We start from the raw sequence: 23,589 nt of genomic DNA on the forward strand, positions 1-23,589 counted from the left end.
TTTTCTGAAGGGTGGACGATGGCAACCCAGGTCGAGACGAAACTGTCGTTGCCCGCATTGACCGCGATGGTCGTCGGCTCAATGGTGGGCGCAGGGATTTTCTCGTTGCCGCGCAATTTCGCGCGCGCGACCGGACCGTTCGGCGCGGTCATTGCATGGTGCGTGGCGGGCATCGGCATGTATGCGCTGGCGCGCGTCTTTCAGGCGCTCGCGCAGCGACGGCCCGAACTCGATGCGGGCGTGTTCGCATACGCGCGAGCGGGCTACGGCGATTATGCGGGCTTTCTATCCGCATTCGGCTACTGGATGGCCGGCTGCTTCGGCAACGTGTCGTACTGGGTGCTGATCAAATCGACGCTTGGCGCTTTCGTGCCGGCCTTCGGCAACGGCAATACGGCGACCGCGATCATCGTGTCGTCGGTGGGCATCTGGCTGTTTCATCTGGTGATGCTGCGCGGCGTCCAGCAGGCCACGACGATCAACACGATCGTCACGGTCGCGAAGTTGGTTCCAATCGTCCTGTTCATCGTGATGCTGATCGCGTTGTTTCGCGCGGACATGTTTCGCGCGAATCTATGGGAACGCAGCGATCAGATCGGCAAGGGCTTGTTCTCGCAGGTTCGCGCGACGATGCTCGTCACCGTCTTCGTGTTCGTCGGTATCGAAGGGGCGAGCGTGTACTCGCGCTATGCGAAAAAGCGCTCGGACGTCGGCGCCGCGACGATCACCGGCTTCGTCGCCGTGCTGTGTCTGCTGGTGCTGGTGACGCTGCTGCCTTACGCGACCTTGCCGCGCGCCGATATCGCGGTGATGCGCCAGCCGTCGATGGCCGCGGTGCTCGGCGCGCTGCTCGGCCCATTCGGTGTCGTGTTCGTCAGCGCCGGTCTGATCATTTCGATCCTCGGCGCGTACCTCGCATGGTCGCTGATCTGTGCCGAGGTGCTGTTCGCCGCCGCGCGTCTCGAGACGATGCCGCGTATCTTCGCGCGACAAAACGAGCGCAAGCTGCCGGTCGCCGCGATCTGGCTCACGAGTACCGTGGTGCAGTGTTTCGTAATCAGCACGTACTGGTCGACCGATGCGTTTGCGCTGATGCTCAATCTCACGAGTTCGATGGCGCTGATTCCTTATTTTCTCGTGGCCGCATACGGCATCAAGGCCGCGCGTTACGATAGTGGACAGAATGGCGGCACCTTGAGCGGCGCGTTGCGCAACGAGTATTTCGTCGCGATGTTCGCGACGTTGTATACGGCCTTTCTGCTGTTCGCGGGCGGCCTGAAGTTCCTGATGCTATCGGCGCTGCTTTATGCGCCCGGTACGGTGCTGTATGTGGTGGCCAAACGCGAGCGCGGCCAGCGGGTGTTTTCGAAAGTCGAGTGGGTCATCTTTGCCGTCGCGGCCTGCGGCGCGCTTGGCGCGCTGATCGGCCTCGCGACCGGCACGATCGTCATCTGAGCGGTCGATCATCGTAGTCGCACGAGCGCGGCTCGATCGGAACGTGTTCGCGGGAGAGCGATCGCAGCCATGGACAAGCGCGTCAGACTTTCAGCGCCGGGCCTGATGGCGATGGTGATCGGCTCGATGGTCGGGGTCGGCGTCTTTTCGTTGCCGCAGGCGCTCGGCAAATATACCGGCGTAGTCGGTTCGTTGATCAGCTGGACCATCACCGGCTCCGGCATGCTGATACTCGCGCTGATCTTTCAACGGCTCGCATGGCGCAAGCCGGAACTCGACGCTGGCGTCTACACGTATGCGCGCGTCGGGTTTGGACGCTACACGGGATTTCTGTCGGCGTTCGGCTACTGGTGCGCCAGCTGTCTCGGCAACGTGGCCTATCTCGTGCTGATCAAGTCCGCGCTCGCGGTCGTTGCGCCTTCATTCGGCGCTGGCAATACGTTTAGCGCGATCGTCAGTTCCTCGCTGATGATCTGGGTGTTTCACTTTCTGATACTGCGCGGCGTGAAGGGCTCGTCGGTAGTGAATGCGTCGATGACCGCCGCCAAGTTGTTCGCGCTTGGACTGTTCGCGGTGCTCGTGCTATCGGGTGTCAAGTGGCAGTTGTTCGTCGCGAACCTGTGGACCATTCCCGAGCCGTCGGCGACCGGTCTGTTCGGCGAGGTGCGCAAGACCATGTTGGGCACGGTATTCGTGTTTCTCGGCGTCGAAGGCGCGAGTGTCTATTCACGGCATGCACGCGAACGGCGCGACGTCGGGGTCGCGACCGTACTCGGCTTTCTCTGCGTGCTTGCGTTGATGGTCATGGTTACGTCGTTGTCGTATGGCGTGTTGCCGCTGGAGCAGTTGGGCACGCTGAGAAATCCGTCGATGGCTGGCGTGCTGAGCGCCGCGGTCGGCGCCTGGGGCGCGGTCGTGGTCAAGCTCGGCCTGTTGATATCGGTACTCGGTTCTTATCTTGCATGGACGTTGCTCGCCGCCGAAATTCTGCACGCGGCGGGCAAGAGCCGCACGATGCCCGCGTTTCTCGGGCGAGAAAACCGCAACCACGTACCGGTCGCCGCACTGTGGATGACGAGCCTCGTGATTCAGGCTTTTCTGATCGTGACGCTGTTTTCGAAAGAAGCGTTCACGCTGGCCAAGGAGTTCACGACATCGATGAGCCTGATCCCGTATCTGCTCGTCGCCGGCTATGGGTTGAAGCTCGCAGCGAGCGGCGAATCGTATGCGGGGCAGCCGTGGTCACGGCGCATCGATTTCATGCTCGCGCTGCTGGGCTGCGGCTACGCGCTCTTTCTCGTGTACGCGGGCGGCCTGCATTATCTGTTGATGTCGACCGTGCTTTATACGGCGGCGACCGTGTGGTTTTACATCGCCGAGCGTCGCAAGGGGAAACGGCCTGTGTTTACGCTGCTGGAACGCTGGCTGTTCATTGTAGTTTTGCTTACCGGGCTGGTCGCGTTCGTCGATCTGGTGCGCAATCATTTTTCGGCTTAAGGCTCGCTTGTGGGCGTGCCTACACATAGTCTGGCCTCTCGCCGGTTGCCCTGCGACGCGGGCAATGGCCGGTGCGGACGACGGTGCTCACGAAGGTAGGTTGCCGCTCGCGCGCTGCACGGCTCACATGATCGCGGCCTGGCGAATGCGTCTCTGACTGGACCGGTATTCCAGTCGGACGCATGATCACCGATGAGGTCAGCGCCGTTCAGGTGCTGCCCGCCACGCTCACCGCGCGCGTGATCGGCCAGCACGACGCGTTGCAGCAGATCGGCGAGCGCGTGCAGACGGCGCGCGCCGGGCTCGCGGACCCGCGCAAGCCACTTGGCGTCTTCCTGCTCGCGGGGCCGTCCGGCGTCGGCAAGACGGAAACTGCGCTCGCATTGGCGGAGGCGCTCTATGGCGGCGAGCAGGGCGATGGCGGCGTGCTGACCGAAGCGGTGCGCCGACGTCCGTACCCGGTCGTGTTGCTCGACGAGATTGAAAAGGCGCACGGCGACGTGCACGAAATGTTCTACCAGGTGCAGGACAAGGGCTACATGGAAGACGGCGATGGTCGCTATATCGATTTCCGCAATACGACCATCCTGATGACCAGCAACGTCGGCTCCGATCTGACCGCGAGTCTCTGCGCGGACGAAAATGCTTGCGCCGGACTTCGACAGTCTGCGTTCCGCGCTTTCGACGGAATTGCTGACGGCGTTTCCGGCCGCCTTCCTCGGACGCGTGACGCTGGTGCCATATCGTCCGCTGGGCTCGGATTCGCTCGCGCGGATCGTGCGTTTGCATCTCGATCGAGTCGTTCGGCGGATGGCGGACAACAACCGCATCGCGCTGAGTTATGCGGCGGAGGTGGTCGACTACATCGTCGGTCGCTGCTTCGTGAAGGAGACCGGTGCGCGTCTTTTGATCGGCTTCATCGAACAGCACGTGCTGCCGCGCCTCGCCCGGCAGTGGCTCGATGCGTTTGCAGCAAAAAGCGCGCTCACGCATATGACGATCGAGGTGACCGATCCGGCCGCGGCATCTGTTGAAGCGCTCGTGGTTCGGTCGGCAAAAAAAATGCCAAAAGAGACGTTTGCGAAGCATCCATGCAGCCGCGCAAAAGCGCTGGTTTTTGACATCATTTTCACTTATGCATGTTCAATGCCACGCGGCATGATCGCCACACCACCAGAAATCGTCAATCAAACGGAATCCTTAAAAATTGCTCGCGTTACACGATCGGGATAAGCTATAAAGACAAAAAGGTCCGCATCATGCATTTGCGGCGCCCGAAGTGAGGAGCACAAATGAAAGACGTGACGAACAGCAGGTTTGTGGCTTTAAACGCGCCATTGAAACTCGTGGATGTCTTTCATACAGTATGAATACGCGTGCGCAATCGACATGCGGTCATGGTAGGTTTTCGGCGCTGCCGTGCTGATCGTATGCGCCATCCATAGCGGAGCAACCATAGGTCGAAATCCGTTAAGCCTTTCAATTGCAACCGGAATGACTGGAGAACAACAATGCTTTTCTTCAATGATGGTTTCACATTCCCGAATTTTCTGGCCGACGTTTTCTCCATCTTCATCTTTATCCTGTGGTTCTGGCTGTTGATCACGGTGTCGAGCGACCTGTTCCGCCGCCATGACGTGTCCGGATGGGGCAAGGTTCTGTGGGTGATCTTTCTCATCATCCTGCCGTATATCGGCATCTTCGCGTATCTGCTCACACAGCATCGCGGCATGGCGGAACGCGATCAGGCGCGGGCCAAGCAGGTGCGCGAAGATCTTCGCAGTGTGGTGGGCTTCAGTGTCGCCGACGAAATCGAGAAGCTCGACAAGCTGAAAGCGTCCGGTTCGATTTCCGGGGAAGAGCACTCGCGTCTGCGCGCGAAGCTCGTGCAGTAAGCGTCGGTTACCTGACTGCAGCCATGGGCGAGCGGGCGCGCAGCCCGTGTCGCCTCGGCTTTTGCGCGGTGAGGGATCGTGCGATCGAACGTAACGGGAGGAACCCTTGCTTACCCGCCTCGCCCACGTTCGTAACGCTGCCGCGCGAACCGCGCGCGCGCCGCTGGCATTGCGCCGCGCCGCGCTCACGTGCGCGACGGCGTTGATGCTCGCGGCTTGCGCGCAACCGTGGCAGCAATTCCAGGCGGGTCAGGATCAAGCGGCGATCGTCGCCCGCATGGGTCCGCCGCGCGAAGTCTATGACCTGCCGGGGGGCGGCCGCCGACTGATGTGGCCGACCCAGCCGATGGGCTCGACCACCGTCGCCGCCGATATCGACGCTTCGGGCAAGATCGTGAACGTGCGTCAGGTCTTGCAGTTGAGCGAATTCAATCGCGCGGAAATCGGCAAATGGACGCGCGAGGATGTGCTGATCAATTTCGGCCGCCCCGTGCAAACGCAGTTCTTCCGGCTCTCGCAACGCGAAGTCTGGTCGTATCGTTATATCGAAAGCAACATCCACCATATGCTATTCAATTTCGCGTTCGACACCAACGGTGTGTTGCGCGAGACGCAGCGCACGCCCGATCCACTGCGAGATCGCGATTTGCGACGATTCTGAACTGCGAGCTATAGCAGCGACTCAATTGGCATAATCGACAGCATCCAGACACCGAGCCGTGCGTACCACGTCGTATTCGGTTCGGTGTCGTGGCGGGTTTCAACGTCGCCGTTGGTTTCGATCCAGTACAGCTTGCCGTTTTTGTCGAGATGCACCGCGTACGCGACGGTCGGCAGCAGCGCGAGAAACTTGCGATCGACCCGCGTCGCGAGCTCGGTGCTGTCGATTACGAGTCCAAGCTCGGTATTCAGATGCGCGGAGCGCGGATCGAAGTTGAACGAACCGACGAAGACCCGCTGGGAGTCCACGATGAAAGTCTTCGCATGCAAGCTCGACCCGGAACTGCCGAACGGCCCCGGCGACTGTTCTTTCTTGTAGGTGGCGCCCGCCTCGCGCCGCAATTCATACAGGTGCACGCCGTTTTGCAGCAACTCGACGCGCCGCCTCATATAGCCCGAATGCACGGCGACGACATCGGTCGCTTCGAGCGCGTTCGTCAACACCCGCACGTCGACGCCCTGAGCGGCGAGCCCGCTCAGATACTGCGTGCCCGTGTTTGCCGGCACGAAGTACGGGGAGACGAGGTCGAGCGACTTGGTCGGCTGGCCCATCACTTCGTGTAGCTGGTGGGCAATCAGCGCTTCCGGCGGCGCGTCGTTCAGGCCTTTCGCGGGGTCGTCGCTGATCATCTTCGTTTTGGCCCAGTCGAGCGGCAGCTTGTCGTCGAGCAGGTTCTGCACGACGCGCGGGCCGCGCAGCGCCTCCTTATACTCAGCGGCGGCAGGATCCTGCTCGATCGCCTGCGCATTACGCTCCAGCGTGGCCAGCTCATCGACGCTCTCGTGCGCGAGGATCTTGCCGACCGGATACGCCGACGCGCTTGCCCAGTAGCGGTCGAAATCGCGCGAGACGTCGGTCGCGGCCGGTCCGACCGCGAGTACGTCGAGGTCGGCGAAGACGACGCCGTCGGTGGCATCGAAGTACTCGTCGCCGATGTTGCGGCCGCCGAGGATCGTCGCGGTGGCGTCGGCGGTCAGGGACTTGTTGTGCATGCGCCGATTGGCGCGCGAGAAGTCGGTCACGAAGCCGAGGATTTTCGGGCTGCGCACGACGAACGGGTTGAACAGGCGCACCTCGATGTTCGGATGCGCGTCGAGCGCCGCGAGTGTCGGGTCGAGCGCGGAGGCGATGCCGAGATCGTCGAGCAGCAGGCGCACCCGCACGCCCCGGTCCGCCGCTTCGTGGATCTGTTCTAGCAGCAGTGTGCCGGTCAGATCGTCGCGCCAGATGTAGTACTGGATGTCGAGCGTGCGTTGCGCGGAACGGATCAGGTCCATGCGCGCGGCAAACGCGACATGCGCATCCGCCAGCGGATAAATGCCCGCCAGCCCCGCGTGCGCGGCCAGCTCGGGCGCGACCGCGCGACCGAGATCCGTGCTGGCGGCCACCGCGGGCGACAACGCACGCGACTCCTTGCGACCCTCGAGCGACGGTAACGGCGCGCAGCCGGCCAGCAGGCTTGCGCACAGCAGCGCGCACAGCGCGCCTCTCCATCGGCGATGCGGGAACGAGCGGGGGTGTATCTGCGCTTGCATGGAGTCCAGGTTTTCCCTTGGGTCGCGCGACCCGGCCGGTTCCAGAATCGGAACATCGTGGCGTTGCTCGACAAAGCTTCGCTCGACCGCCTGTACTGACGGTGTCGCGCGCATGCTTGCACGCAACTTGCATTGGTTGAGAAGAATACTATGAGCGCATGCCCATCGGTGCGCCGCCCGACGCTCTTGTTGCGCAAAGCGCTTTGTCCGATGATACGGGCAGGCTGCGCGAATTCGAACGAGGGCCAACCCGGCCGCGCGTCGACCGCATGGTTTCCATGCAATCGAGCGTGATCCGCTCCGTGTCAGCGCAAAGGGTCATAAAGGGTCCGGTTCACGGCGTCTTCGAGCGTTTCGCCCACTGTGGAGTCGAGCAACGTGAAGATCTCCCGCTTGCTGCTTGCTAGCGTGCTGCTTTTCGTGGTGGGCACCGTGCTGCAGATGATATGGCCGCTCGCGCAGCCGGCCTCGTATCACCACTTCGCCGATCAACGCTCGCTGGGGCCACTGCACCATGCGGCGGACGTGCTGTCGAACGTCGTCATTCTGATCGCCGGCATGCTTGGTCTCGGCTGGGTTAGGCGGCATGCGTCCAACCAGCCGGCGCAATTTCCCGGCATGGTCGTCGCCGCGCTCGGGCTGCTCTTCACCGCGTTCGGCTCGGCTTACTACCACATGGCGCCGAACGATGCGACGCTCGTCTGGGACCGTCTGCCGATGACCATCGTGTTCGCCGGCATCCTCGCCATGCTATGGACGTCGTGGAGCGGACAGCGCATCGGCTGGGCGCAGATGCTGATCATGGTGGTCGTGTCGCCCGCCACCGTCGGCTACTGGCTCGTGTTCAACAGCCTGTGGCCTTACGCGATTCTTCAGTTCGGCGGGCTCATGCTGATCGTCGGCCTGACGCTCACGCGCAAGGTGGACGGCGTCATCGCGTGGACGCTCGTGATCGTCTTCTACGGGGTCGCGAAGATTTTCGAAAGCCTCGATTGGCAGATATGGGAGCTGACGCATCACGTGATCGCCGGCCATGCGTTGAAGCACGTGTCGAGCGGTCTCGCCGGCGCGGCGATGATTCTGGTCGCGAACGCGGCGCCGCGCTCCGTCGCGGGCATCGTGTCGCGCCGGCCGGGCGGTATCGGGCATTCGGGTACTTCGCGTTGAAGCCGCGCCATGGCGAAGTGACGCGGCCTCCGGCCGACGTCACTGCGGTTCGTACCACGAATACGTCGCCAACGTGCTTACCGGCGGCGTACCGATTTGCAGCGTGATGTCGCGCAACGACGTCAGCTCGATACTGCGCAAGTCGCCCATATAGCGGCGCGAATCGCCGTTGTCGTTGATATACGCGACCACGTCCCCCATGATGCCCGCGACGTTCGTGTTCGTCAGCGGCTCGCCCCAGATATCGAAGAACTCGCCGAGCGTATAGGTCTTGAGGTTCGGCGCTTCGATATGGATGATGCCGGTGTTGTCGTGCGTATGCATCTCATACGTGCATTGCGACAGGATGCCGACGTTCATCGGCAACGCGAGCCACTGCCCGTCCTTGATGATCGCGAGGTGCGCGTGCACGTGGTACAGCACGCTCATGTCCGGCGCGCAGGTCAGGCCGTCGACCGGCGTGCCGGTGCCGCCCGTCGAGGTCGTGCCGTTCGGCCAGAACGACGAGCCGACCACGCCTCCGAAGACGAGCGTGATCGGGTTCGGGTCGACCGGCGGCGGATCGGTCCAGGTATAGGTGGGCACTTGTGTGACAGGCGTGCCGACCATGACCGTGATTTCGGTGTGCGGCTTCAGCACGAGGCTCGCGGGGTCGCCCGTATATTGCGTGAGCGTGCCGCCGTCGTTCACGTAGATCGCGATTGGCGAGGCGGTCAAACCCGCCACGTTCGACGCACTCAGCGTCTCGCCCCAGATCGAGAAGAACTGGCCGAGCGTATAGGTCGCGCCGGTCGTCGCGTCCATATGGATCTTGCCGCTCGAATCGACCGTGTGCACCGGATATGCGCAGCCAGTCGGCGTGGTGAGGGTTGGCTCGACCATGCCGATGTTTGGCGGCAGCGTCAGCAGTTGTCCGTTCTGGTAGATCGACAGATGTGCGTACGTGTACGCGGTACTGCGCAACCCGCAGTTCAGTCCGCTGACGGGCTGACCGGTTCCTCCCGACGACGTGACGCCCGCGGGCCAGATCGCGGCGCCGAGTGTCGTGCCGTCGATGACCGGCGTCGCGGCGGCGAGCTTCGGTGTCGTGGCGCTCGCGTCGGATGCGCTCGACGGGCTCGACGCGGGGGCCGGGCTAGATGCCGGTGTCGGACTCGACGCGGGCGCGGGACTCGATGCTGGCGTGGTCGCGCCAGCCGCGCCGTTCGAGCCGGTGCTGCCCGGGTCGGCGGCGCTGCCGCCCCCACCACCGCCACAAGCGGACAAAGTCCACATCAGACCGACTGCGATGAATCGCGACCCTAGCCGTTGCAGCATCTCGTACTCCCATGCCGTGAGGTGAGAGGATGCGTGCAGTCGGACATCACGCACAGATATAGCGCGGACATCGCACGGGCACGCGCGGCGCGGCTTCACTGCGTGGATTCGGCCGTGCGCTGCCACCGCGTGACGCAGGCGCTCGCTTCCGATGACGTCAGGAGATTGAAACCGATTAGGGCAGCGTAGCAGATGGGTTTCATGAGCGAATCCGGCGCATCACAACGTTTCGCGACATTCTACTGGCGCATTTCGAGGTGTCGGCCCGGAGTTTGCCGGCGGAGCGATCTGGCGCGCTTTTTATGTGAGCTGTCATCGTTCTGTGCGAAGATCAGTGCTGTCCCTCGCGCGACCCGCTGGCAAGGGGATCGTACGGCGGGCGCGTGCCCGGCCATCGCCTTCGTCCTCGGGTGACCTTGGGGTGACTCTCTGGCGCACCTGTTTGCGGATTCATGGAGTACTGACCAATGACCGACAGATTGCAGGCGTCCGTCTATGTAGTGGTGCTGCTGCTGATTGTGGGCTGGGTGCTGTATATCGGGCGCGCGGTTTTCGTGCCGATCGTGTTCGGCGCGATCGCGGTATACGTGGTGGTCGACTTCACGCGGCTGCTGCAACGCATTCCGGTGATCGGCCCGCGGCTGCCGGTCCAGTTGCGCTACGGACTCTCGATGTTCCTGATCGGCGCCGCGATCTTCTTCGCGGTCGACATGCTCGTCGAGAACTACGACGCGCTCGTCGCGCTCGCGCCGCGCTACCAGGACTCGGTCCTGCTGATGATCCACAAGATTTCGACGCTGCTGCACCTCGAAAGCGAGCCGACGTGGGAATCGCTGCGGCGGAACATGCTCACGCAGTTGAACATTCAGGCGATGGTGACCGGCATGCTGGCGTCGTTGTCGTCGGTGATCATCGACCTGTTCGTGATCGTGCTGTATGCGAGTTTTCTGCTGGTCGAGCGCCGGACGTTCGGCGACAAGCTGACGAACATGACCGCCAATTCGACCAACGCGGCGCGCATCCGGGGCGTGGTCACCGACATCAACCGGCGCATTGGCGCCTATCTCGCGCTGAAGACGTTCCTCGGCGTGCTGCTAGGCGGGATCTGCTGGCTCGCGATGCGCAGCGTCGGCCTCGAGTTCGCCGGGCTGTGGGCGATACTGACCGCGCTGCTGAACTACGTGCCATATATCGGCTCGGTGCTCGCGATCGTGTTCCCGGTGCTGATGTCGGTGCTGCAGTTCGGCGACCTGAATTCGATCCTGGTCGTGCTGGTGTCGCTGACCGCGATTCACTTCGTGATCGGCAATATTCTCGATCCGTATCTGACGGGCAACTCCCTGAACCTGAGCCCGTTCGCGATTCTCGCTAGCATGGCCGTGTGGTCGGCCTTGTGGGGCGTGCCGGGCGCCTTTCTCGCGGTGCCGATCACCGCCAGCATGACGATCATTTTCTCCGAGTTCGAAATGACGCGGCCGGTCGCGGTGCTGCTGTCGAAAAACGGCCGGCTCACTTACGGCAAGACCGAACAGGCCGCGTGAAGCGCCCACCGTGGCGGACATATGATCGACCCGGCGCATGAAATGAAAACGGTCCGTGCGGAATAGTCCGCGCGGGCCGCCGAATGAAACACGTCTATCTCGACGCGTGCGGCTTACCGTCGCCGCACGCTGTTGCCATCAGCGTTTAACGCTTGCTGCTTACTGCGAAGAGTCTGGCCACGTCTGGCCGGTCGTCGCCGTTGCTGATGTAGTTGTAGGCGAACACGACGTTCTTCAGGTAGCCGTCGAACACGATCTTGCCGGCCGACGAAGTCGTGGTGCTGCCGGTCCTCAACGCCTGCGTGACCGCCTTCGAGGCCGAACCCGGCTCGAACGCGTCGGTGTTGTTCGCGGTATCGTACACAGCACCGTTGCCATCTCTTTAAATAAATCGAAAAATTTTCGAGCGGCCTTTGACGCGAGGTTCACGCAAAGCCGTGCAACAATGGCCTCGGGTTGCGGCCAGGGCCAGGGGCCGCAGCCTGTGCGTCTTTCCATCAACACGAGGCCCGCCGCTCGATGACAAAGCCTGCCTGGACGCTCCTCATGGCCGCGATCGTTCTTGCCGCGGCGGCGGCCGGGCATCGGCTATCGGCTCTAACGCGAACATATGCCCGGCTCACACGACCCTGCAGTCCAGCCGACTCCCGTCTCGGGCGGCGCCGAAGCACTCGAAGACCCGGCGCTGCTGCGTCGCCTGCTGCGTGCGAAAGACCGCATCGATGCCGCCTCGCACGAAGCCTGGCCGGTGCGGCGGCTGGCCGAAGTCAGCGGCGTGTCGGAGGCGCATTTCGCGCGTTCGTTCAAGCGGGCCTTCGGCGTGCCGCCACACCGTTATCTGTTGACGCGGCGTATCGAACAGGCCACCACGCTGCTGCGTGACACCGACCTCGGCATTACGGACATCGCGTTCGCGACCGGCTGGGAAAGCCTCGGCACGTTCGGCCGCGTCTTTCGCGACATTACCGGCCTGAGCCCGAGCGAGATGCGCGTGCAGGCACGCGCCAATCCCGCTGACCTCGATCGCGTGCCCGCCTGCGTGCTGAAGGCCGCGCAACGCCCCGATCTGACGACCGCAGTTCTGGAAAAGCGCCGCCGCGTGGTCAGCGACACTGTCGAGCCTCCTACCAGCGAGACGTCGTGAATGAGGGTATCGACGTGCGCGCTGCGTCCCTTCGCGCCAAGGTGCCGAAGGCCGGGCAAACGCCCGAACCTGCCGATCGCAGTTTTGGAGAAGCGCCGCCGCGTGGCCAGCGATACAGTCGAACCCTCAACCAGCGAGGGAGGAGTCATGAATCAGGGTATCAATGTGGTCGGTTTGTACGTCGACGATCAGGATGCGGCGCTTTCGTTCTACGTCGACAAACTCGGCTTTCGCGTCCACACCGACGTGCGCAACGGTGCTTACCGCTGGCTCACGGTCCAGCACCCGGAACAGCCGTCTTTCCAGTTGGGACTGTTCGCGCCGGGGCCGCCGGTCCACGATGAAGCGACCGCGCAAACGCTGCGCGCGATGGTCGCGAAGGGGGCGATGCCGCCTTTGGTGCTGTCCGTCGCCGACTGTCGCGCGAGCTACGAGCAGTTGAAGGCGCGCGGCGTCGAATTCACGCAGGAGCCGGTGGATCGTTTCGGCAGCGTCGATGCGGGCTTTCGCGATCCGGCGGGCAATGGATGGAAGATGATCCAGGCGGCAACGGGCAAGTGAGCGTCAGCGATCCGCCGCGCGCGGGCGCGGCGCGCAGCCTCATACGGCCGGCGGTGCTTCGCACGATCGCGACGCACCGCCGGTCGTCATCCCGGACCACTGGACTACCGGACTACCGGACTCTCACTGCTGATGCTGCTGCAGATACTGCCGAACGTCGTTCAACGTCACGCGGCCCGAATGCGCGGTATCGATCTCGTCAAAATGCCTGGCGATATAGCCGAGCCCATTGCTTTGCGCCTGGGCCTTGGTGATCGACGAGCCGTTGCTGAGCACCGATTTCGCGCCCAGTCTGTTCTCCACGCGCTGCTGAGCCTGCTGCTGCAGCGTCGAGCCGGTGGTCGGCGCGACCGCGTTGGCACGGTTATGAGGAAAGAACGGACCGTCCACGCCATGTCCGCCGTTGGGCAGCGTCACGGGCGCCACCGGCTGGGGCGGCAACGCATGCGCACTGCCGACGATCACACCGAGGACGATCAACGCCAGAGCACGTCGCAAGATATCGATTGAAGACATGATCATTCGCCATAAAGAGTAGTCAGAGGGTTTCGCGCGAAGCGAAACCACCATCGATCAGGGCGCGGCCGCGGCGAGCGCCTCGCTCGTCGGCGTAGCGGCTGGCGCTTCGTCGGCCCACGGCTGCGGCAGCGTCGCGAGCGTGAGTGCGCCCGCTATCGGCGTGCCGCCATAGAAGGCCGCGAGATCCGCCTTCATCTGCGGCCGCGCCACATCATCCAGATAAATCATATGTCCACCCTGGAAGAAGTTGACCTGCAGATTCGGGTTGAGACCCTGGACCGTCTTGAGCCGCGCGAGCTGCTTCTCGGTATTGAAGAACGGCGTGGCGAGATCGTGGTAGCCGTTTTCCGCCAGCACCTTCAGTTGCGGATTCAGCTTTAGTGCGCCGAGCAGATCGGGGATCGTGTCGGGCAGCGGCTGGCCGCCGTGCGAGAAATCCCACACCTCGATGATCGCGTCGTTCAGCGGCATGTACGCCGCGTTCGGCGCCGTGTAGCCGAGGTAATCCGGCATCTGTGTCGCCAACGCATTGGTGAATGGCAGCGAGATCAGGATGTCCGACGGGTCGCCGTCGCTCTGCAGACGCGAGTCCGAGTTGGGCAACGACACGCGCCCATCGTAGCGGCCTATCGTCGAGCCTGGCACCAGCGTGAGGTTGAACGGATTGATGTTGAAGTAGCCCTGCATCGCCTGCAACGTGAGACCGGATTCGGCGTCCCAGACCTTCTCCAGCCACGTCGGCGGGAAGTTCGGCGGTCCCGCGTAGGTGGGCGCGCCGAGCTGGCTCAAGGTCCAGTACAGCGAATAATTCTTGAACAGATTGTAGTTGGCGGTCACGAACGCCTCGCTGCGAAGCGCGTAGGTCGCCTGACTCAGTGGCGCTGGCGATACCTGGTTGTAGTACGCCGCGACCTCGGCATAGCCAGGCATGTAGCCGCTCAACGTATCGGTTTCGAGCGCGAGCTGGTCGGGCGAACCTGTGATTGCCACCGCCTCGATCGCGTCCGCGAAGTAGTTCAGGATCGAAGACTGCAGCGTGATCCCCGTCAGATGCACGCCGGCCGATTCGAGCGCGAGCGCGAGGATGTCGGTGCGAGGCGTGCCGTACGATTCGCCGTACAGATAGACCGGCGAGCTGCTGCGTGAATTGACCGTCAGGTAGCGGATGATGAAGTCGCGCATGATGTTCGCGTCGGCATCGGTGCTCCAGTAGGTCTGGTTCGTGTTCGGCAGGATCGCTTCGGAGAGGCCCGTGCCCGGCGGATCGATGAACACGAGATCGGTCGTGTCGATCAGGCTCTCGGTGTTGTTCACAAGCGGGTAGTTCGGCCAGCTGGTGCCGTTCAGCAGCGGATCGGTGGTCGCGACGCGCGTCGGCGCGAACGATCCGAGACGCAGCCAGATCGACGAAGAGCCCGGCCCGCCGTTATAGACGAACGTAACAGGGCGCGGTTTGCCATTCGTGCTCGGCGCCGTGTAGGCCACGTAGGACATCGTCGCCTCGGGTGCGCCGCTCGTCAGATCCATTGCGCTCAGGTGGCCGGTGGTCGTCGTGTAGTTGACGGTGGTGCTGCCGGACGTCCATTGGTAATGCATGATCGCCGCTTTCTCCGCGACCAGCGACGCAGCTATCCCGGACGTCGCGCTCGTCGAATAGGTGGTGAGATCGGTGTAGGGCTGATTGGCGGATGGCGTCTGCGGCGCCGACGCCGCTTGCGCCTGATTGGCGACCTGCGCCATGCCGCTTGGTACCGCCGACGCCGACGAACCTCCGTCGCTGCCGCCGCATCCGGCGAGGATAACGATTCCGAGTGTCAGCGCGCTTAGCGCGGCTAGCCGGCCATGACGACGGACGCGACCATCGTCGGTACTCCTTCTGTCTGGTTTCATCTCGTTCCCTGGTGAGTGATACCGCTACACAAAGGCCGCTTCTCGCCGGTCGCGCGCATTGGAGATCGAATAACCCGCATCGCACTCGATGGCACGCAGCGGTTGCATGGACAGCTTTTCGCAATGCATTAATTCAAAATACTTTCATTAATATTTCCATCCGCTTTCTTTGATTAATGATTGAATGGATAAAGGAATTCCCTGTCGATTTATCTCGACATTTCAAGAGAAATTTAAAATTGAATCTTTCCGATGCTTACAGCAAGAGTGAAAATAGGATGCGAAATGCGGTTTTGTCAAGGATCAAGCGGCAATTATGCGATTCAGAATAAAGTCGCATCTTATGGAGGGGTAGCGCTTTGTGATCGAGCGCTGGCGCGGTCGCCGCCGCATGGGGGAAGAAAAACGCTGGCGCATTTATTTGAATTGCATTGAATGGCGATGAGGAACTGCGGATTTTCGTGCCTATGCTGTCGGAATTAATTGCGTTTTATAAAAATAACTCAATGGTAAATTTAACCGGTGAAAATGTGTCCTCAATAGAACTAAAAAGGGCAGGCTGGGGAATTTCCGTCCGGGCGGCGGTACGCCCGTCACGCTCGTGGCCGAATTCGGTACCACGTAAGAATCACTGCCAGCAAGAACGCGACATAGGCGACTACGAACACCCAGCCCGGAAAGTCGTAATACAGCCAGGCGCTGACCCAGCGCTGTACGAAGCCTTGCGGACCGACAGTTCCCGTGCGCAGATGATCCTCCAGAACGGTTAACGGGCACGGCACATTGAGCACCGCAAGGGTCGCCACGATACCGATGGCGAGAACATGTACCGTCCGGAATGTGCGATTTCGCGCCCACGGGAGTCGCAAACCGTGGGCGATCCAGATGGCGAATAGTCCGCCGACGATAAACACCACGATCAGCGCGTGCAGCACGAGAACAATATTGGCGAGCCAGATCATTCTGCTTCCACTGGGACTAGCCGCACGGCACTCGCTTGACGATGCCGCGGGGACTCACTGCCCATTGCCGTACAGATCGAGCAGCATCAACGTTACGCCATTGGTCCACCCGAAGCCGTCCTGCAGCGGATACTCGCCACCCCCGCCGCCGCCTTCGCCCGCGCCTTCGACGACGTACTTCTCGACGAGCTTGTGCTGCGTGTTGTAGACGTTCTCGACGTCCGCGAGAAAGCGCGTGCCGATCGGCTGCGCGAGGTCGGCGCGTCCGTAGCGCTTGAGGCCCTGAATCGCGATCCAGTGCAACGGCGCCCAGCCGTTCGGCGCGTCCCATTGCTGCGTGGTGTTATAGGTCGACGTCGTGAGGCCGCCCTGCTTGAGCAGCACATTCTCCACGGTCCGGGCGGTCTTCCACGCGCGATCGGGCCATGCCACGCCGGCCATCAGCGGATACAGCATCGCCGGTGTCTGGTTGTCGCGCGACTTGCCGAGTTGCCAGTCGTAGTCGCCGTAGTAGCCGTTGCGATTCCACAGATAGCGGTTGATGCCTTCCGCGCGCCGCGCCGCGTAGCCGATGAACTGCGCGACGCAACGGAAGTCGCGTGTCTCCGAGCAGCCGCGCGCGATCGTCGTCTCCAGATGGAACAACAGGCTGTTCAGATCGACCGGGATGATCGATGTCGTGCGCACCGTTGCGAGCGTCTGGTTGTCGCCGAACCAGCGTGAGCTGAAATCCCAGCCGCTTTCGGCGGTCGCGCGCAGATCGCGGTAGACCTGGTTGGCCGGCCGGCCGCTCGCCTGCGCGGTCTGCACGTCCTCGAGGTACGACTCGTCGCGCGGCGTGTCCAGATCGTCCCAGTAGCGGTTCAGCACGGTGCCATCGTTGAGCACGACCACATTGCGCGTAGCGCCGCCGCGCGGCGTGCTCGACGAGCCTTGCATCCAGTACGCGTACTCCTTGCGTAGCACAGGCAGGTACTTCTGATAAACCTTGTTGCCTTCCTTTTGCGCCGCGAGCTCCACCATATACGAGTAGAACGGCGGCTGCGAGCGGCTCAGATAGTACGTGCGATTGCCGTTCGGTATGTGGCCGAACGTGTCGATCATGTACGCGAAGTTGTCGAGCATATCGTCGACGAGATCTTCACGCCCGGACTCCTGCAGCCCCAGCATCGTGAAATAGGTATCCCAGTAGTAGCCTTCGCGAAAGCGGCCGCCCGGCACGACGTATGGTTTGGGCAGCGGGATCAGCGAGCTGTAGTCGGGCGCGCTCGTCGTCGTGCGCGTGAGGCCGTTCCAGAGCCAGTCGATGTGCTCGCGCAGACTCTGGTTCGGCGGCGGCGTGATGCTCTGATCGGGCGGCGGCGTGAAGTACTGGCTGACGAATTTCTGCAGCGAAAAGCCGGTCTGGTTCTTCTGCGTTTCGTATAGCTGGACGATCGCGGCGGGATTGCCATTCGGCGTCGCGTCGACGAACGTCTTCTGGTCGGGGAAGATCTGCGCGGTTTGCACGGCGACGAACAGATCGCCGTACAGAATGTCGGGCGCCGGCGGCAGCGTGGCGCCCACCTGGGTATCGGCGAGACAGCTCGCGGATGCGAAGACGAGCGAGGCGATGCAGGCGACGCCGAGCGTGATCGGCGAACGCCGCGGCACGAAGTACTCTTTTGAGCTGGGGAAGAGATGCGCGGTTGACGCGGCGCTGCTGCGAGACAGTGATTGAATGCTCATGATGCCTCCAAGGTTGTGGGCATTTCACTGGTCTCATCGCGTGCCATTCGAGGTCGTCTCCCGGCGACATGCGAGTCCGACACGAGGTGGCCGGATCAATGGCTCCGAAAGCATCGCACGCTTTCGAAGCATCAGGCAACTGCGGCGCAGCAGAGCGTGCATGCATTCAGCATGAAGAAGGAAGCGTGATGAACGAGGGAGAAGATGCGCGTAATGGCGTATCCGCGCTTGCTTCGTGATTCGAAGCAATGGAAGCGTTGATCGCGAGCGATTCCGCGGCAGAAACCGCTCAGCGAGCAAGCGACGTACCTGCGTCGAGCATCCTGCAGGTCGGCGCGGGTACGCGAGAACAACGAGAAGATTACTGCGCGATAGGCTGAGTCACGTCCGTGCCGAACCAGTGCATCGAGATCTTCTTGAGCGTGCCGTCCTGCTTCATTTGGGTCAACGCGTCGTCGAGTGCTTTCGCGAACTTCGGATTGTCCTTGCGGAACGGGATGCCCATTTCCTGCTCGGCGCCTTTCAGCACCGCGCCCGTACGCAGCGGCAACTGCGAGTTCTTGATGATGTACGGCAGCATCAGCCGGTCGTCGATCGTCGCATCGATACGCCTGGCGGCGAGATCGCGCAGTTTCTCGGGCGCACCCGGATAAGTTTGCACGTTGATGCCAGGTACCGCGCGCGCCATCTGGTCGTAGTTGGTGCCGAGCGTCACGCCGATCTTCTTGTCGCCCTTGAATTCGTCGAGCGATTTGAACTCACGCTTGTCGTCCGCCCGTTGGATCAGCTGCGCGGCCGAGTACGTGTACGGCTGGCTGAAATCAAGAACCTGTTTGCGTTGCGGGGTAATGGTGACCTGATTGATGATCACGTCGAATTTGCCGCTCTGCAGCGCAGCGATAATGCCGCTCCACTCGGTCGGAATGAATACCGGCTTTACGCCGAGTTTCGCCGCCACGGCTTTCGCGACGTCGACGTCGAAGCCTTCGAGCTCGCCGTCCTTGTTGCGCGAGTCGAACGGCGGATAGGTGCCTTCGAGACCGATCTTCAGGACTCCGGCCTGTTTGACCGAGTCGAGCAGATCTTCGGCATGAGCCGCGACTGCGGTAAAGCTGAGAGCCGAGAGCGCTAACGCGTTTATAAGCAGCTTCGAAAGTTTCATTGAGTGTCTCCTCTGTACTTGAGTATCAGGCTGCACAACGCAACGATTTCACCATCGTGTCGGCAACCCGGCAGTGTCGTTTCGTGGAACAGGCCGGGTTGCGCGCGTCATCCTAGCACTTCAAAAGTCGCCTGTTTTATCTTTGTTCGGAAGCGGGCGCGCGCGGATGAAACTCCGGCTTCGAAAAATCGCAGCGGCGCGATCTCGTGGTGGATAGACTGAATGCGATCGATGGACTCTATTGTCCTCGTCCGACCGGCGCATTCTATGTTTATCCGTCATGCGCGGGTGTGATCGGGCGGCGTACGCCCGACGGACGCGTGATCGCCAACGACAGCGATTTCGTCATGTACCTGCTCGAAAGCCAGGACGTCGGCGTGATCCAGGGCGCGCCACCTCTACGCTCTCACCACAGTCACCCCAGCCGCTTCGATCGGCTTCGTCAATTCCGCGCTGGTCTTCTTCTCGACCACGATGGTCTGCGCGAGTTTGATCTCGCCGATCACGAACCGCGATGCGGCGTTCAGTTTCGACGACGACGCGAGCACGACCGTTTCCGCCGCCCGTGCGGCGAGCGCGCGCTTGATCGCGGCTTCCTCGAAGTCACCGGTGCTCAGCCCAGCGCTGGGATGCACGCCGGTCACCCCCATGAAGTACAGGTCGGCATGGATGCGCGAAATGCCTTCCATCGCCGCGGCGCCGACGGCCACGATCGAATGTTTGTAAAGCCGGCCGCCAATCAGGATCACCTCGACACAAGGATGCGCGGCAAGCGCCGTGGCGACGCTCGGACTATGCGTGACGATGGTCGCGTGCAAATCGGACGGCAGCTCCTGGACCAATAGCGCCGACGTGGTGCCGCCGTCGACGATCACGGTTTGCCCCGGCGCGATCAGTTCGACCGCTCGCCGAGCGATGCGCCGCTTGGCGAGCGTCTCTATGTCCTGACGCTGCTCGAATGACGCGAGCGCCGCCGACGCGGGCAACGCGCCGCCGTGGACGCGCTGCAAGCGCCCCTCCGCGGCCAGTTCGCGTAGATCGCGGCGGATCGTGTCTTCCGACACGCCAAACGCCGCGCTCAGCTCGCCTGCCAGGACCTGCCCGTTGCGCGCGAGTTCGTCGAGGATCGCTTTCTTGCGTTGGGTCGTCAACATTGCATTGCATGAAATATCTTGAAATTGCACGAAGTTGCACGATACCATGAATCATTGTCCATGGTCGACAGGAGGCGCCATGACCGCAACGAAAGACCGGGTTCGCATCGTCGGAACGACCTTGCTATCCGACGACTGGTACACGCTGAAGAAGGTGACGTTCGACTTCCTGCGTCGCGATGGCACATGGCAGCGGCAGAACCGCGAGACCTACGATCGCGGCAACGGCGCGACGATCCTGCTGCACAGTCCGCGCACCGGCAACGTGATACTCACGCGACAATTCCGCATGCCCGCGTTCGTGAACGGTCACGACGGCATGATGATCGAAGCGCCGGGCGGGTTGCTCGACAACGCTTCGCCGGAAGAACGCATCCGGCTCGAAGTCGAGGAGGAAACGGGGTATCGCATGGGTCAGGTCCACAAAATTTTCGAGGCCTACATGAGCCCGGGATCCGTAACCGAAAAGCTCTACTTCTATGTCGGCGAGTACGACGCGTCGATGCGGGTCAACGACGGCGGCGGCGTCGAGGATGAAGGGGAAGATCTCGAGGTGATCGAATTGCCGTTGCAAGCCGCGTTGCGAGCGGTCGACGCAGGGGAAATCGTCGACGGCAAGACGATCATGCTGTTGCAGTACGTCGCCTTGCGTGGGTTTGCGTCAGCGCGCGCAGTCTAGTTGCGTCGCCAGTTCGTGCAGATCGTCGACGATGAAGTCCCACGCCTCGTCCGCCTTCAGATCGCTCGTCTGTTGAGGGCCATGCTCGGTTGGTCGCACCACGAACGCGGTGCTCAAGCCGACACGCCGGGCAGCGGCGAGATCGTTGTTATGTGCGGCCACGAGGCATAATTCGCGTGGCGCAATGCCGAGAATTTCCGCCGTTTCGCTATAGACCAGCGGCGAGGGCTTATAAGCGCGGACGACTTCGGCACCTAGAATGGCATCCCAGGGCAGACCGGCACGCTTTGCCATGTCCACCATCAGGCGAATGTTGCCGTTGGATAGCGGTGCGATGATGAAGCGCGCCTTCAGGCGCTGCAATGCGTCGACGGCATCGGGCCAGGGGTCCAGCCGATGCCAGGCCTGGTTCAACTCATCGATCTCCGGCTCGGGAACGTTGGCGATGCCGAAACGCGCCAACACTTTGACGAGGTTTTCCCGGTGCAGCACGTCGAGACGCACATACGGTCTGCGTCCGCTACGCACTTCTTCCATCGCGGGCGAATACTCGCGTCGCCATGCGTCCGAGAAGTCGAATGCGTCGAGATTCGGCATGTGCCGCTGCAGAAACGGTTGCGCTTCGCGCGCGACGCCGCTTCGCCAGTCAACCACGGTTCCGAAGACATCGAACACGAAAGCTTTGATGGCGGTTTGATGTGTCGAGTCGATGCTCATGACCTTCCTTGGTGGCTGTGACGGGAACCACCCATCTTAGGCGAACAGAAGGCACGCGTTGCTATCATCGATCATCTAAAAAGGACGGGGATGCTATGGCGACCGGGGACGCTTCGACCGCAACGCAGTCCGTATGGAACGCAATGCGCGACGATTCGAAGATCGAGCCGCTTGCAATGAGCGGGCACGCTGCTGTATCCGTTGGCGCGAGTGAAAGGGCAATGCGGTGTAACAAACGTTCGAGAGGGGGATGCACCTGTTAAACGAGTGTCAACCGTCTACGGGTTTTGCCTGGTCTCGTGCGTGTCGATTCCCGCAACGCGGGCGCGTCGTGACAGTATGTTCAACCCATCCAGTGAAAGGCATACTCATCATGGCTACCGGAACCGTCAAATTCCACCGTGTTTTGCGCACGACGCCCGAGCGTATCTATCGCGCGTTCCTCGAACCCGCCGCGATGGCGAAATGGCTACCGCCGTATGGCTTCACCTGCGACGTGCATCAGATGGATGCGCGCGTCGGCGGCACCTACAGGATGTCGTTTCACAACTTCGGCTCGGGCAAGGGGCACTCGTTCGGCGGCGAGTACATCGAACTGGTGCCGTTCGAAACGATCCGCTATTCGGACCATTTCGACGACCCGAATCTGCCCGGTCAGATGCACACGACCGTTTCGTTGCGGCAGGTGTCGTGCGGGACCGAACTGAATATCGTGCAGGAAGGCATCCCCGAGATGATTCCGGTCGAGATGTGTTACCTCGGCTGGCAGGAGTCGCTCGCGCAACTGGCGAAGCTGGTCGAGCCGGAGATTGCGGACTGACATTCAATAACAGCCGCGTGCTCCGTCATCGGGCAAATATCTCCTCGCAAAGCGCAGCGGGGACGATTGCATCCTTCGTCCCACTTGCTGCGCGATTGGCGACCTTCAAATCGTGATCAGGAAACAGCCGAACTCGGCGCGGCTCCAAACCGCGCCGCCCGCAGTCAAGCTGGGAACGTTCGGCACGTACACGGTGCGCCGGCTACAGCGTCGGAATCACCCTCGGCGACTCCAGATAGCTCTCTACCCGCTTGATGCCGGGCACATTTTCCGCGCCGACGCGGATCGCGCGCTTCTCCTCTTCGGATTCGATGATGCCCCACAGATGCGCAACGCCGGTCCGTTTCCGACGCGGCGGCTAATGGGATGCAACAAAGTCCGCTTCAAACTGCTTTCACTGCCTGATCAACGATAAGGTCGGTTCCAACCGACATGTTGTGTAGTGCGATGCAGCAATATTCGCTGTGAACCGCAGTGACCCGAGGGCACTTTATTCTCCCCGCCAAACGACCGTCCAGTGTTCAACCGCTTCGCGACGGATTTGATGCTATTCCGCGAGGTTTTCCGATTGGGCGCTGCCGAGTCTCCGTTCCGGCGAGGCGTTCTCATCGTTGGCATTGTTTAAGCTTGAATTAAGCCACGCTACGTACTCTTCGGACCGAAGCATGAGACGACAACGGCCCGACGGGGCGCATTCTTTCCGTCGAGGTATGAGCGTGACAACTCGGGGCATTCCCAGACAGAAAGAGGTTGAGATGATGTACTTGATTACCGACCTGAAAATGGTCGAAAGCTACGGTCGCATCAAAGCTGACAGCGGCGATGATGCGCTGCATGAGTTTGCGGTCAGCGAGGGCTTCCTCGACCTGATGGAGTTCGCCTCCGCCCGGCCCGCGTTCGCCAACGACTTGCTCGCTGTTCAGCTGCAATAAGTAGACCGAAGTGGCCATGACTTTGGGGCAGGCCATGGTGCACGCTGAGCAGCTGGAAGTCTGCGGTGCGATTTGCAGGACGTCGCACGCGCTCATCCGGCATGCAGGAGTACCGAGCCGTAGTCGGCGTGGAACGATACGAGCAGATTATCGAGGCAGCGGGCTTGGCTCATCCGGACCCGCAGTGACCCGC

21 protein-coding genes and 1 pseudogene are annotated in these 23,589 nt (G+C 61.9%); 12 read left to right on the forward strand and 10 right to left on the reverse strand.

Annotated elements, in window-relative coordinates; translation table 11 throughout:
* Positions 1–18 precede the first annotated feature (18 nt).
* The 5 genes and pseudogenes from HDG39_RS09695 (at position 19) to HDG39_RS09715 (ending at position 5,508) form a co-directional block, all read left to right on the forward strand.
* Positions 19–1,455, forward strand: a complete 1,437-nt coding sequence (locus HDG39_RS09695) for a basic amino acid/polyamine antiporter (RefSeq protein WP_184005415.1) — start codon at positions 19–21, stop codon at positions 1,453–1,455.
* Positions 1,456–1,524: 69 nt separating this feature from the next.
* Positions 1,525–2,952 (forward strand): basic amino acid/polyamine antiporter, encoded by a 1,428-nt coding sequence (locus tag HDG39_RS09700; RefSeq protein ID WP_184005417.1) that lies wholly within the window; start codon positions 1,525–1,527, stop codon positions 2,950–2,952.
* A 143-nt stretch (positions 2,953–3,095) separates the two neighbouring features.
* A pseudogene (locus tag HDG39_RS09705) lies at positions 3,096–4,002 on the forward strand (AAA family ATPase); the annotation flags it as partial.
* A gap of 461 nt (positions 4,003–4,463) precedes the next feature.
* A complete protein-coding gene (locus tag HDG39_RS09710) occupies positions 4,464–4,847 on the forward strand; it encodes an SHOCT domain-containing protein (protein ID WP_018422661.1) in 384 nt (127 codons plus the stop codon).
* 106 nt (positions 4,848–4,953) lie between these two features.
* The gene (locus HDG39_RS09715; RefSeq protein WP_409259186.1) at positions 4,954–5,508 is read left to right on the forward strand and encodes a hypothetical protein; all 555 of its coding nucleotides are present in this window, start codon (positions 4,954–4,956) and stop codon (positions 5,506–5,508) included.
* A gap of 8 nt (positions 5,509–5,516) precedes the next feature.
* Here the strand turns inward: HDG39_RS09715 and HDG39_RS09720 are convergent, their stop codons facing one another.
* A complete protein-coding gene (locus HDG39_RS09720) occupies positions 5,517–7,103 on the reverse strand; it encodes a phospholipase D family protein (RefSeq protein WP_184005419.1) in 1,587 nt (528 codons plus the stop codon).
* Between the two features lie 378 nt (positions 7,104–7,481).
* Here HDG39_RS09720 and HDG39_RS09725 point away from each other — a divergent pair, with 378 nt between their 5' ends.
* On the forward strand, positions 7,482–8,270 hold the full coding sequence (locus HDG39_RS09725) for a hypothetical protein (RefSeq protein WP_184005421.1): 789 nt from the start codon (positions 7,482–7,484) through the stop codon (positions 8,268–8,270).
* Between the two features lie 39 nt (positions 8,271–8,309).
* On the opposite strand, the gene HDG39_RS09730 is transcribed toward HDG39_RS09725, so the two are convergent.
* Positions 8,310–9,587 carry a hypothetical protein gene (locus HDG39_RS09730; RefSeq protein ID WP_184005423.1) on the reverse strand — a complete coding sequence of 426 codons (1,278 nt, stop codon included), beginning with the start codon at positions 9,585–9,587 and terminating at the stop codon, positions 8,310–8,312.
* 467 nt (positions 9,588–10,054) lie between these two features.
* On the opposite strand from HDG39_RS09730, the gene HDG39_RS09735 reads away from it, so the two are divergent.
* Complete coding sequence (locus tag HDG39_RS09735) at positions 10,055–11,128, forward strand: AI-2E family transporter (RefSeq protein ID WP_184005425.1); 1,074 nt, start codon at positions 10,055–10,057, stop codon at positions 11,126–11,128.
* A gap of 145 nt (positions 11,129–11,273) precedes the next feature.
* Here the strand turns inward: HDG39_RS09735 and HDG39_RS09740 are convergent, their stop codons facing one another.
* A complete protein-coding gene (locus HDG39_RS09740; RefSeq protein WP_184005427.1) occupies positions 11,274–11,492 on the reverse strand; it encodes a hypothetical protein in 219 nt (72 codons plus the stop codon).
* A gap of 246 nt (positions 11,493–11,738) precedes the next feature.
* Between HDG39_RS09740 and HDG39_RS09745 the strand changes: the two genes are divergently transcribed.
* A complete protein-coding gene (locus HDG39_RS09745) occupies positions 11,739–12,272 on the forward strand; it encodes a helix-turn-helix domain-containing protein (protein ID WP_184005428.1) in 534 nt (177 codons plus the stop codon).
* A gap of 147 nt (positions 12,273–12,419) precedes the next feature.
* Positions 12,420–12,833, forward strand: a complete 414-nt coding sequence (locus HDG39_RS09750) for a VOC family protein (protein ID WP_184005430.1) — start codon at positions 12,420–12,422, stop codon at positions 12,831–12,833.
* Between the two features lie 123 nt (positions 12,834–12,956).
* On the opposite strand, the gene HDG39_RS09755 is transcribed toward HDG39_RS09750, so the two are convergent.
* From HDG39_RS09755 to HDG39_RS09780, 6 genes are all read right to left on the reverse strand, one after another.
* Entirely contained in the window at positions 12,957–13,355 is a 399-nt protein-coding gene (locus tag HDG39_RS09755; protein WP_184005432.1) for a 2-oxoglutarate dehydrogenase, read from the reverse strand.
* A 51-nt stretch (positions 13,356–13,406) separates the two neighbouring features.
* The gene (locus tag HDG39_RS09760) at positions 13,407–15,242 is read right to left on the reverse strand and encodes a S10 family serine carboxypeptidase-like protein (RefSeq protein WP_184005434.1); all 1,836 of its coding nucleotides are present in this window, start codon (positions 15,240–15,242) and stop codon (positions 13,407–13,409) included.
* A 593-nt stretch (positions 15,243–15,835) separates the two neighbouring features.
* Positions 15,836–16,204, reverse strand: coding sequence for a DUF2784 domain-containing protein (locus HDG39_RS09765; protein WP_184005436.1), 369 nt, complete (start codon positions 16,202–16,204; stop codon positions 15,836–15,838).
* Positions 16,205–16,258: 54 nt separating this feature from the next.
* A complete protein-coding gene (gene treA, locus HDG39_RS09770; RefSeq protein ID WP_184005438.1) occupies positions 16,259–17,932 on the reverse strand; it encodes an alpha,alpha-trehalase TreA in 1,674 nt (557 codons plus the stop codon).
* Positions 17,933–18,293: 361 nt separating this feature from the next.
* Positions 18,294–19,094 carry a transporter substrate-binding domain-containing protein gene (locus HDG39_RS09775; RefSeq protein WP_018422645.1) on the reverse strand — a complete coding sequence of 267 codons (801 nt, stop codon included), beginning with the start codon at positions 19,092–19,094 and terminating at the stop codon, positions 18,294–18,296.
* A 398-nt stretch (positions 19,095–19,492) separates the two neighbouring features.
* Positions 19,493–20,248, reverse strand: coding sequence for a DeoR/GlpR family DNA-binding transcription regulator (locus HDG39_RS09780; protein ID WP_184005440.1), 756 nt, complete (start codon positions 20,246–20,248; stop codon positions 19,493–19,495).
* Between the two features lie 79 nt (positions 20,249–20,327).
* Between HDG39_RS09780 and HDG39_RS09785 the strand changes: the two genes are divergently transcribed.
* Positions 20,328–20,927 (forward strand): NUDIX domain-containing protein, encoded by a 600-nt coding sequence (locus HDG39_RS09785; RefSeq protein WP_184005442.1) that lies wholly within the window; start codon positions 20,328–20,330, stop codon positions 20,925–20,927.
* Here HDG39_RS09785 and HDG39_RS09790 read toward each other — a convergent pair.
* On the reverse strand, positions 20,910–21,644 hold the full coding sequence (locus HDG39_RS09790) for a haloacid dehalogenase type II (protein ID WP_184005444.1): 735 nt from the start codon (positions 21,642–21,644) through the stop codon (positions 20,910–20,912). The two genes, HDG39_RS09785 and HDG39_RS09790, sit on opposite strands and share 18 nt — an antisense overlap.
* Before the next feature lie 373 nt (positions 21,645–22,017).
* On the opposite strand from HDG39_RS09790, the gene HDG39_RS09795 reads away from it, so the two are divergent.
* Positions 22,018–22,464 carry an SRPBCC family protein gene (locus HDG39_RS09795; RefSeq protein WP_184005446.1) on the forward strand — a complete coding sequence of 149 codons (447 nt, stop codon included), beginning with the start codon at positions 22,018–22,020 and terminating at the stop codon, positions 22,462–22,464.
* A gap of 755 nt (positions 22,465–23,219) precedes the next feature.
* On the forward strand, positions 23,220–23,396 hold the full coding sequence (locus HDG39_RS09800) for a hypothetical protein (RefSeq protein WP_184005448.1): 177 nt from the start codon (positions 23,220–23,222) through the stop codon (positions 23,394–23,396).
* Positions 23,397–23,589: the final 193 nt, after the last annotated feature.

The sequence above is a fragment of the Paraburkholderia lebeckiae genome (assembly GCF_014201005.1).
In the GTDB taxonomy this organism is placed as follows: Bacteria; Pseudomonadota; Gammaproteobacteria; order Burkholderiales; family Burkholderiaceae; genus Paraburkholderia; species Paraburkholderia tuberum.

Excerpts from the sequence above, each read along its gene's own strand:
- HDG39_RS09695 (WP_184005415.1), top strand. The coding sequence starts at position 19 with ATGGCAACCCAGGTCGAGACGAAACTGTCGTTGCCCGCATTGACCGCG.
- HDG39_RS09700 (WP_184005417.1), top strand. The coding sequence starts at position 1,525 with ATGGACAAGCGCGTCAGACTTTCAGCGCCGGGCCTGATGGCGATGGTG.
- HDG39_RS09710 (WP_018422661.1), top strand. The coding sequence starts at position 4,464 with ATGCTTTTCTTCAATGATGGTTTCACATTCCCGAATTTTCTGGCCGAC.
- HDG39_RS09720 (WP_184005419.1), bottom strand. The coding sequence starts at position 7,103 with ATGCAAGCGCAGATACACCCCCGCTCGTTCCCGCATCGCCGATGGAGA.
- HDG39_RS09730 (WP_184005423.1), bottom strand. The coding sequence starts at position 9,587 with ATGCTGCAACGGCTAGGGTCGCGATTCATCGCAGTCGGTCTGATGTGG.
- HDG39_RS09735 (WP_184005425.1), top strand. The coding sequence starts at position 10,055 with ATGACCGACAGATTGCAGGCGTCCGTCTATGTAGTGGTGCTGCTGCTG.
- HDG39_RS09745 (WP_184005428.1), top strand. The coding sequence starts at position 11,739 with ATGCCCGGCTCACACGACCCTGCAGTCCAGCCGACTCCCGTCTCGGGC.
- HDG39_RS09750 (WP_184005430.1), top strand. The coding sequence starts at position 12,420 with ATGAATCAGGGTATCAATGTGGTCGGTTTGTACGTCGACGATCAGGAT.
- HDG39_RS09755 (WP_184005432.1), bottom strand. The coding sequence starts at position 13,355 with ATGATCATGTCTTCAATCGATATCTTGCGACGTGCTCTGGCGTTGATC.
- HDG39_RS09760 (WP_184005434.1), bottom strand. The coding sequence starts at position 15,242 with ATGAAACCAGACAGAAGGAGTACCGACGATGGTCGCGTCCGTCGTCAT.
- HDG39_RS09765 (WP_184005436.1), bottom strand. The coding sequence starts at position 16,204 with ATGATCTGGCTCGCCAATATTGTTCTCGTGCTGCACGCGCTGATCGTG.
- treA (WP_184005438.1), bottom strand. The coding sequence starts at position 17,932 with ATGAGCATTCAATCACTGTCTCGCAGCAGCGCCGCGTCAACCGCGCAT.
- HDG39_RS09775 (WP_018422645.1), bottom strand. The coding sequence starts at position 19,094 with ATGAAACTTTCGAAGCTGCTTATAAACGCGTTAGCGCTCTCGGCTCTC.
- HDG39_RS09780 (WP_184005440.1), bottom strand. The coding sequence starts at position 20,248 with ATGTTGACGACCCAACGCAAGAAAGCGATCCTCGACGAACTCGCGCGC.
- HDG39_RS09785 (WP_184005442.1), top strand. The coding sequence starts at position 20,328 with ATGACCGCAACGAAAGACCGGGTTCGCATCGTCGGAACGACCTTGCTA.
- HDG39_RS09790 (WP_184005444.1), bottom strand. The coding sequence starts at position 21,644 with ATGAGCATCGACTCGACACATCAAACCGCCATCAAAGCTTTCGTGTTC.
- HDG39_RS09795 (WP_184005446.1), top strand. The coding sequence starts at position 22,018 with ATGGCTACCGGAACCGTCAAATTCCACCGTGTTTTGCGCACGACGCCC.
- HDG39_RS09800 (WP_184005448.1), top strand. The coding sequence starts at position 23,220 with ATGATGTACTTGATTACCGACCTGAAAATGGTCGAAAGCTACGGTCGC.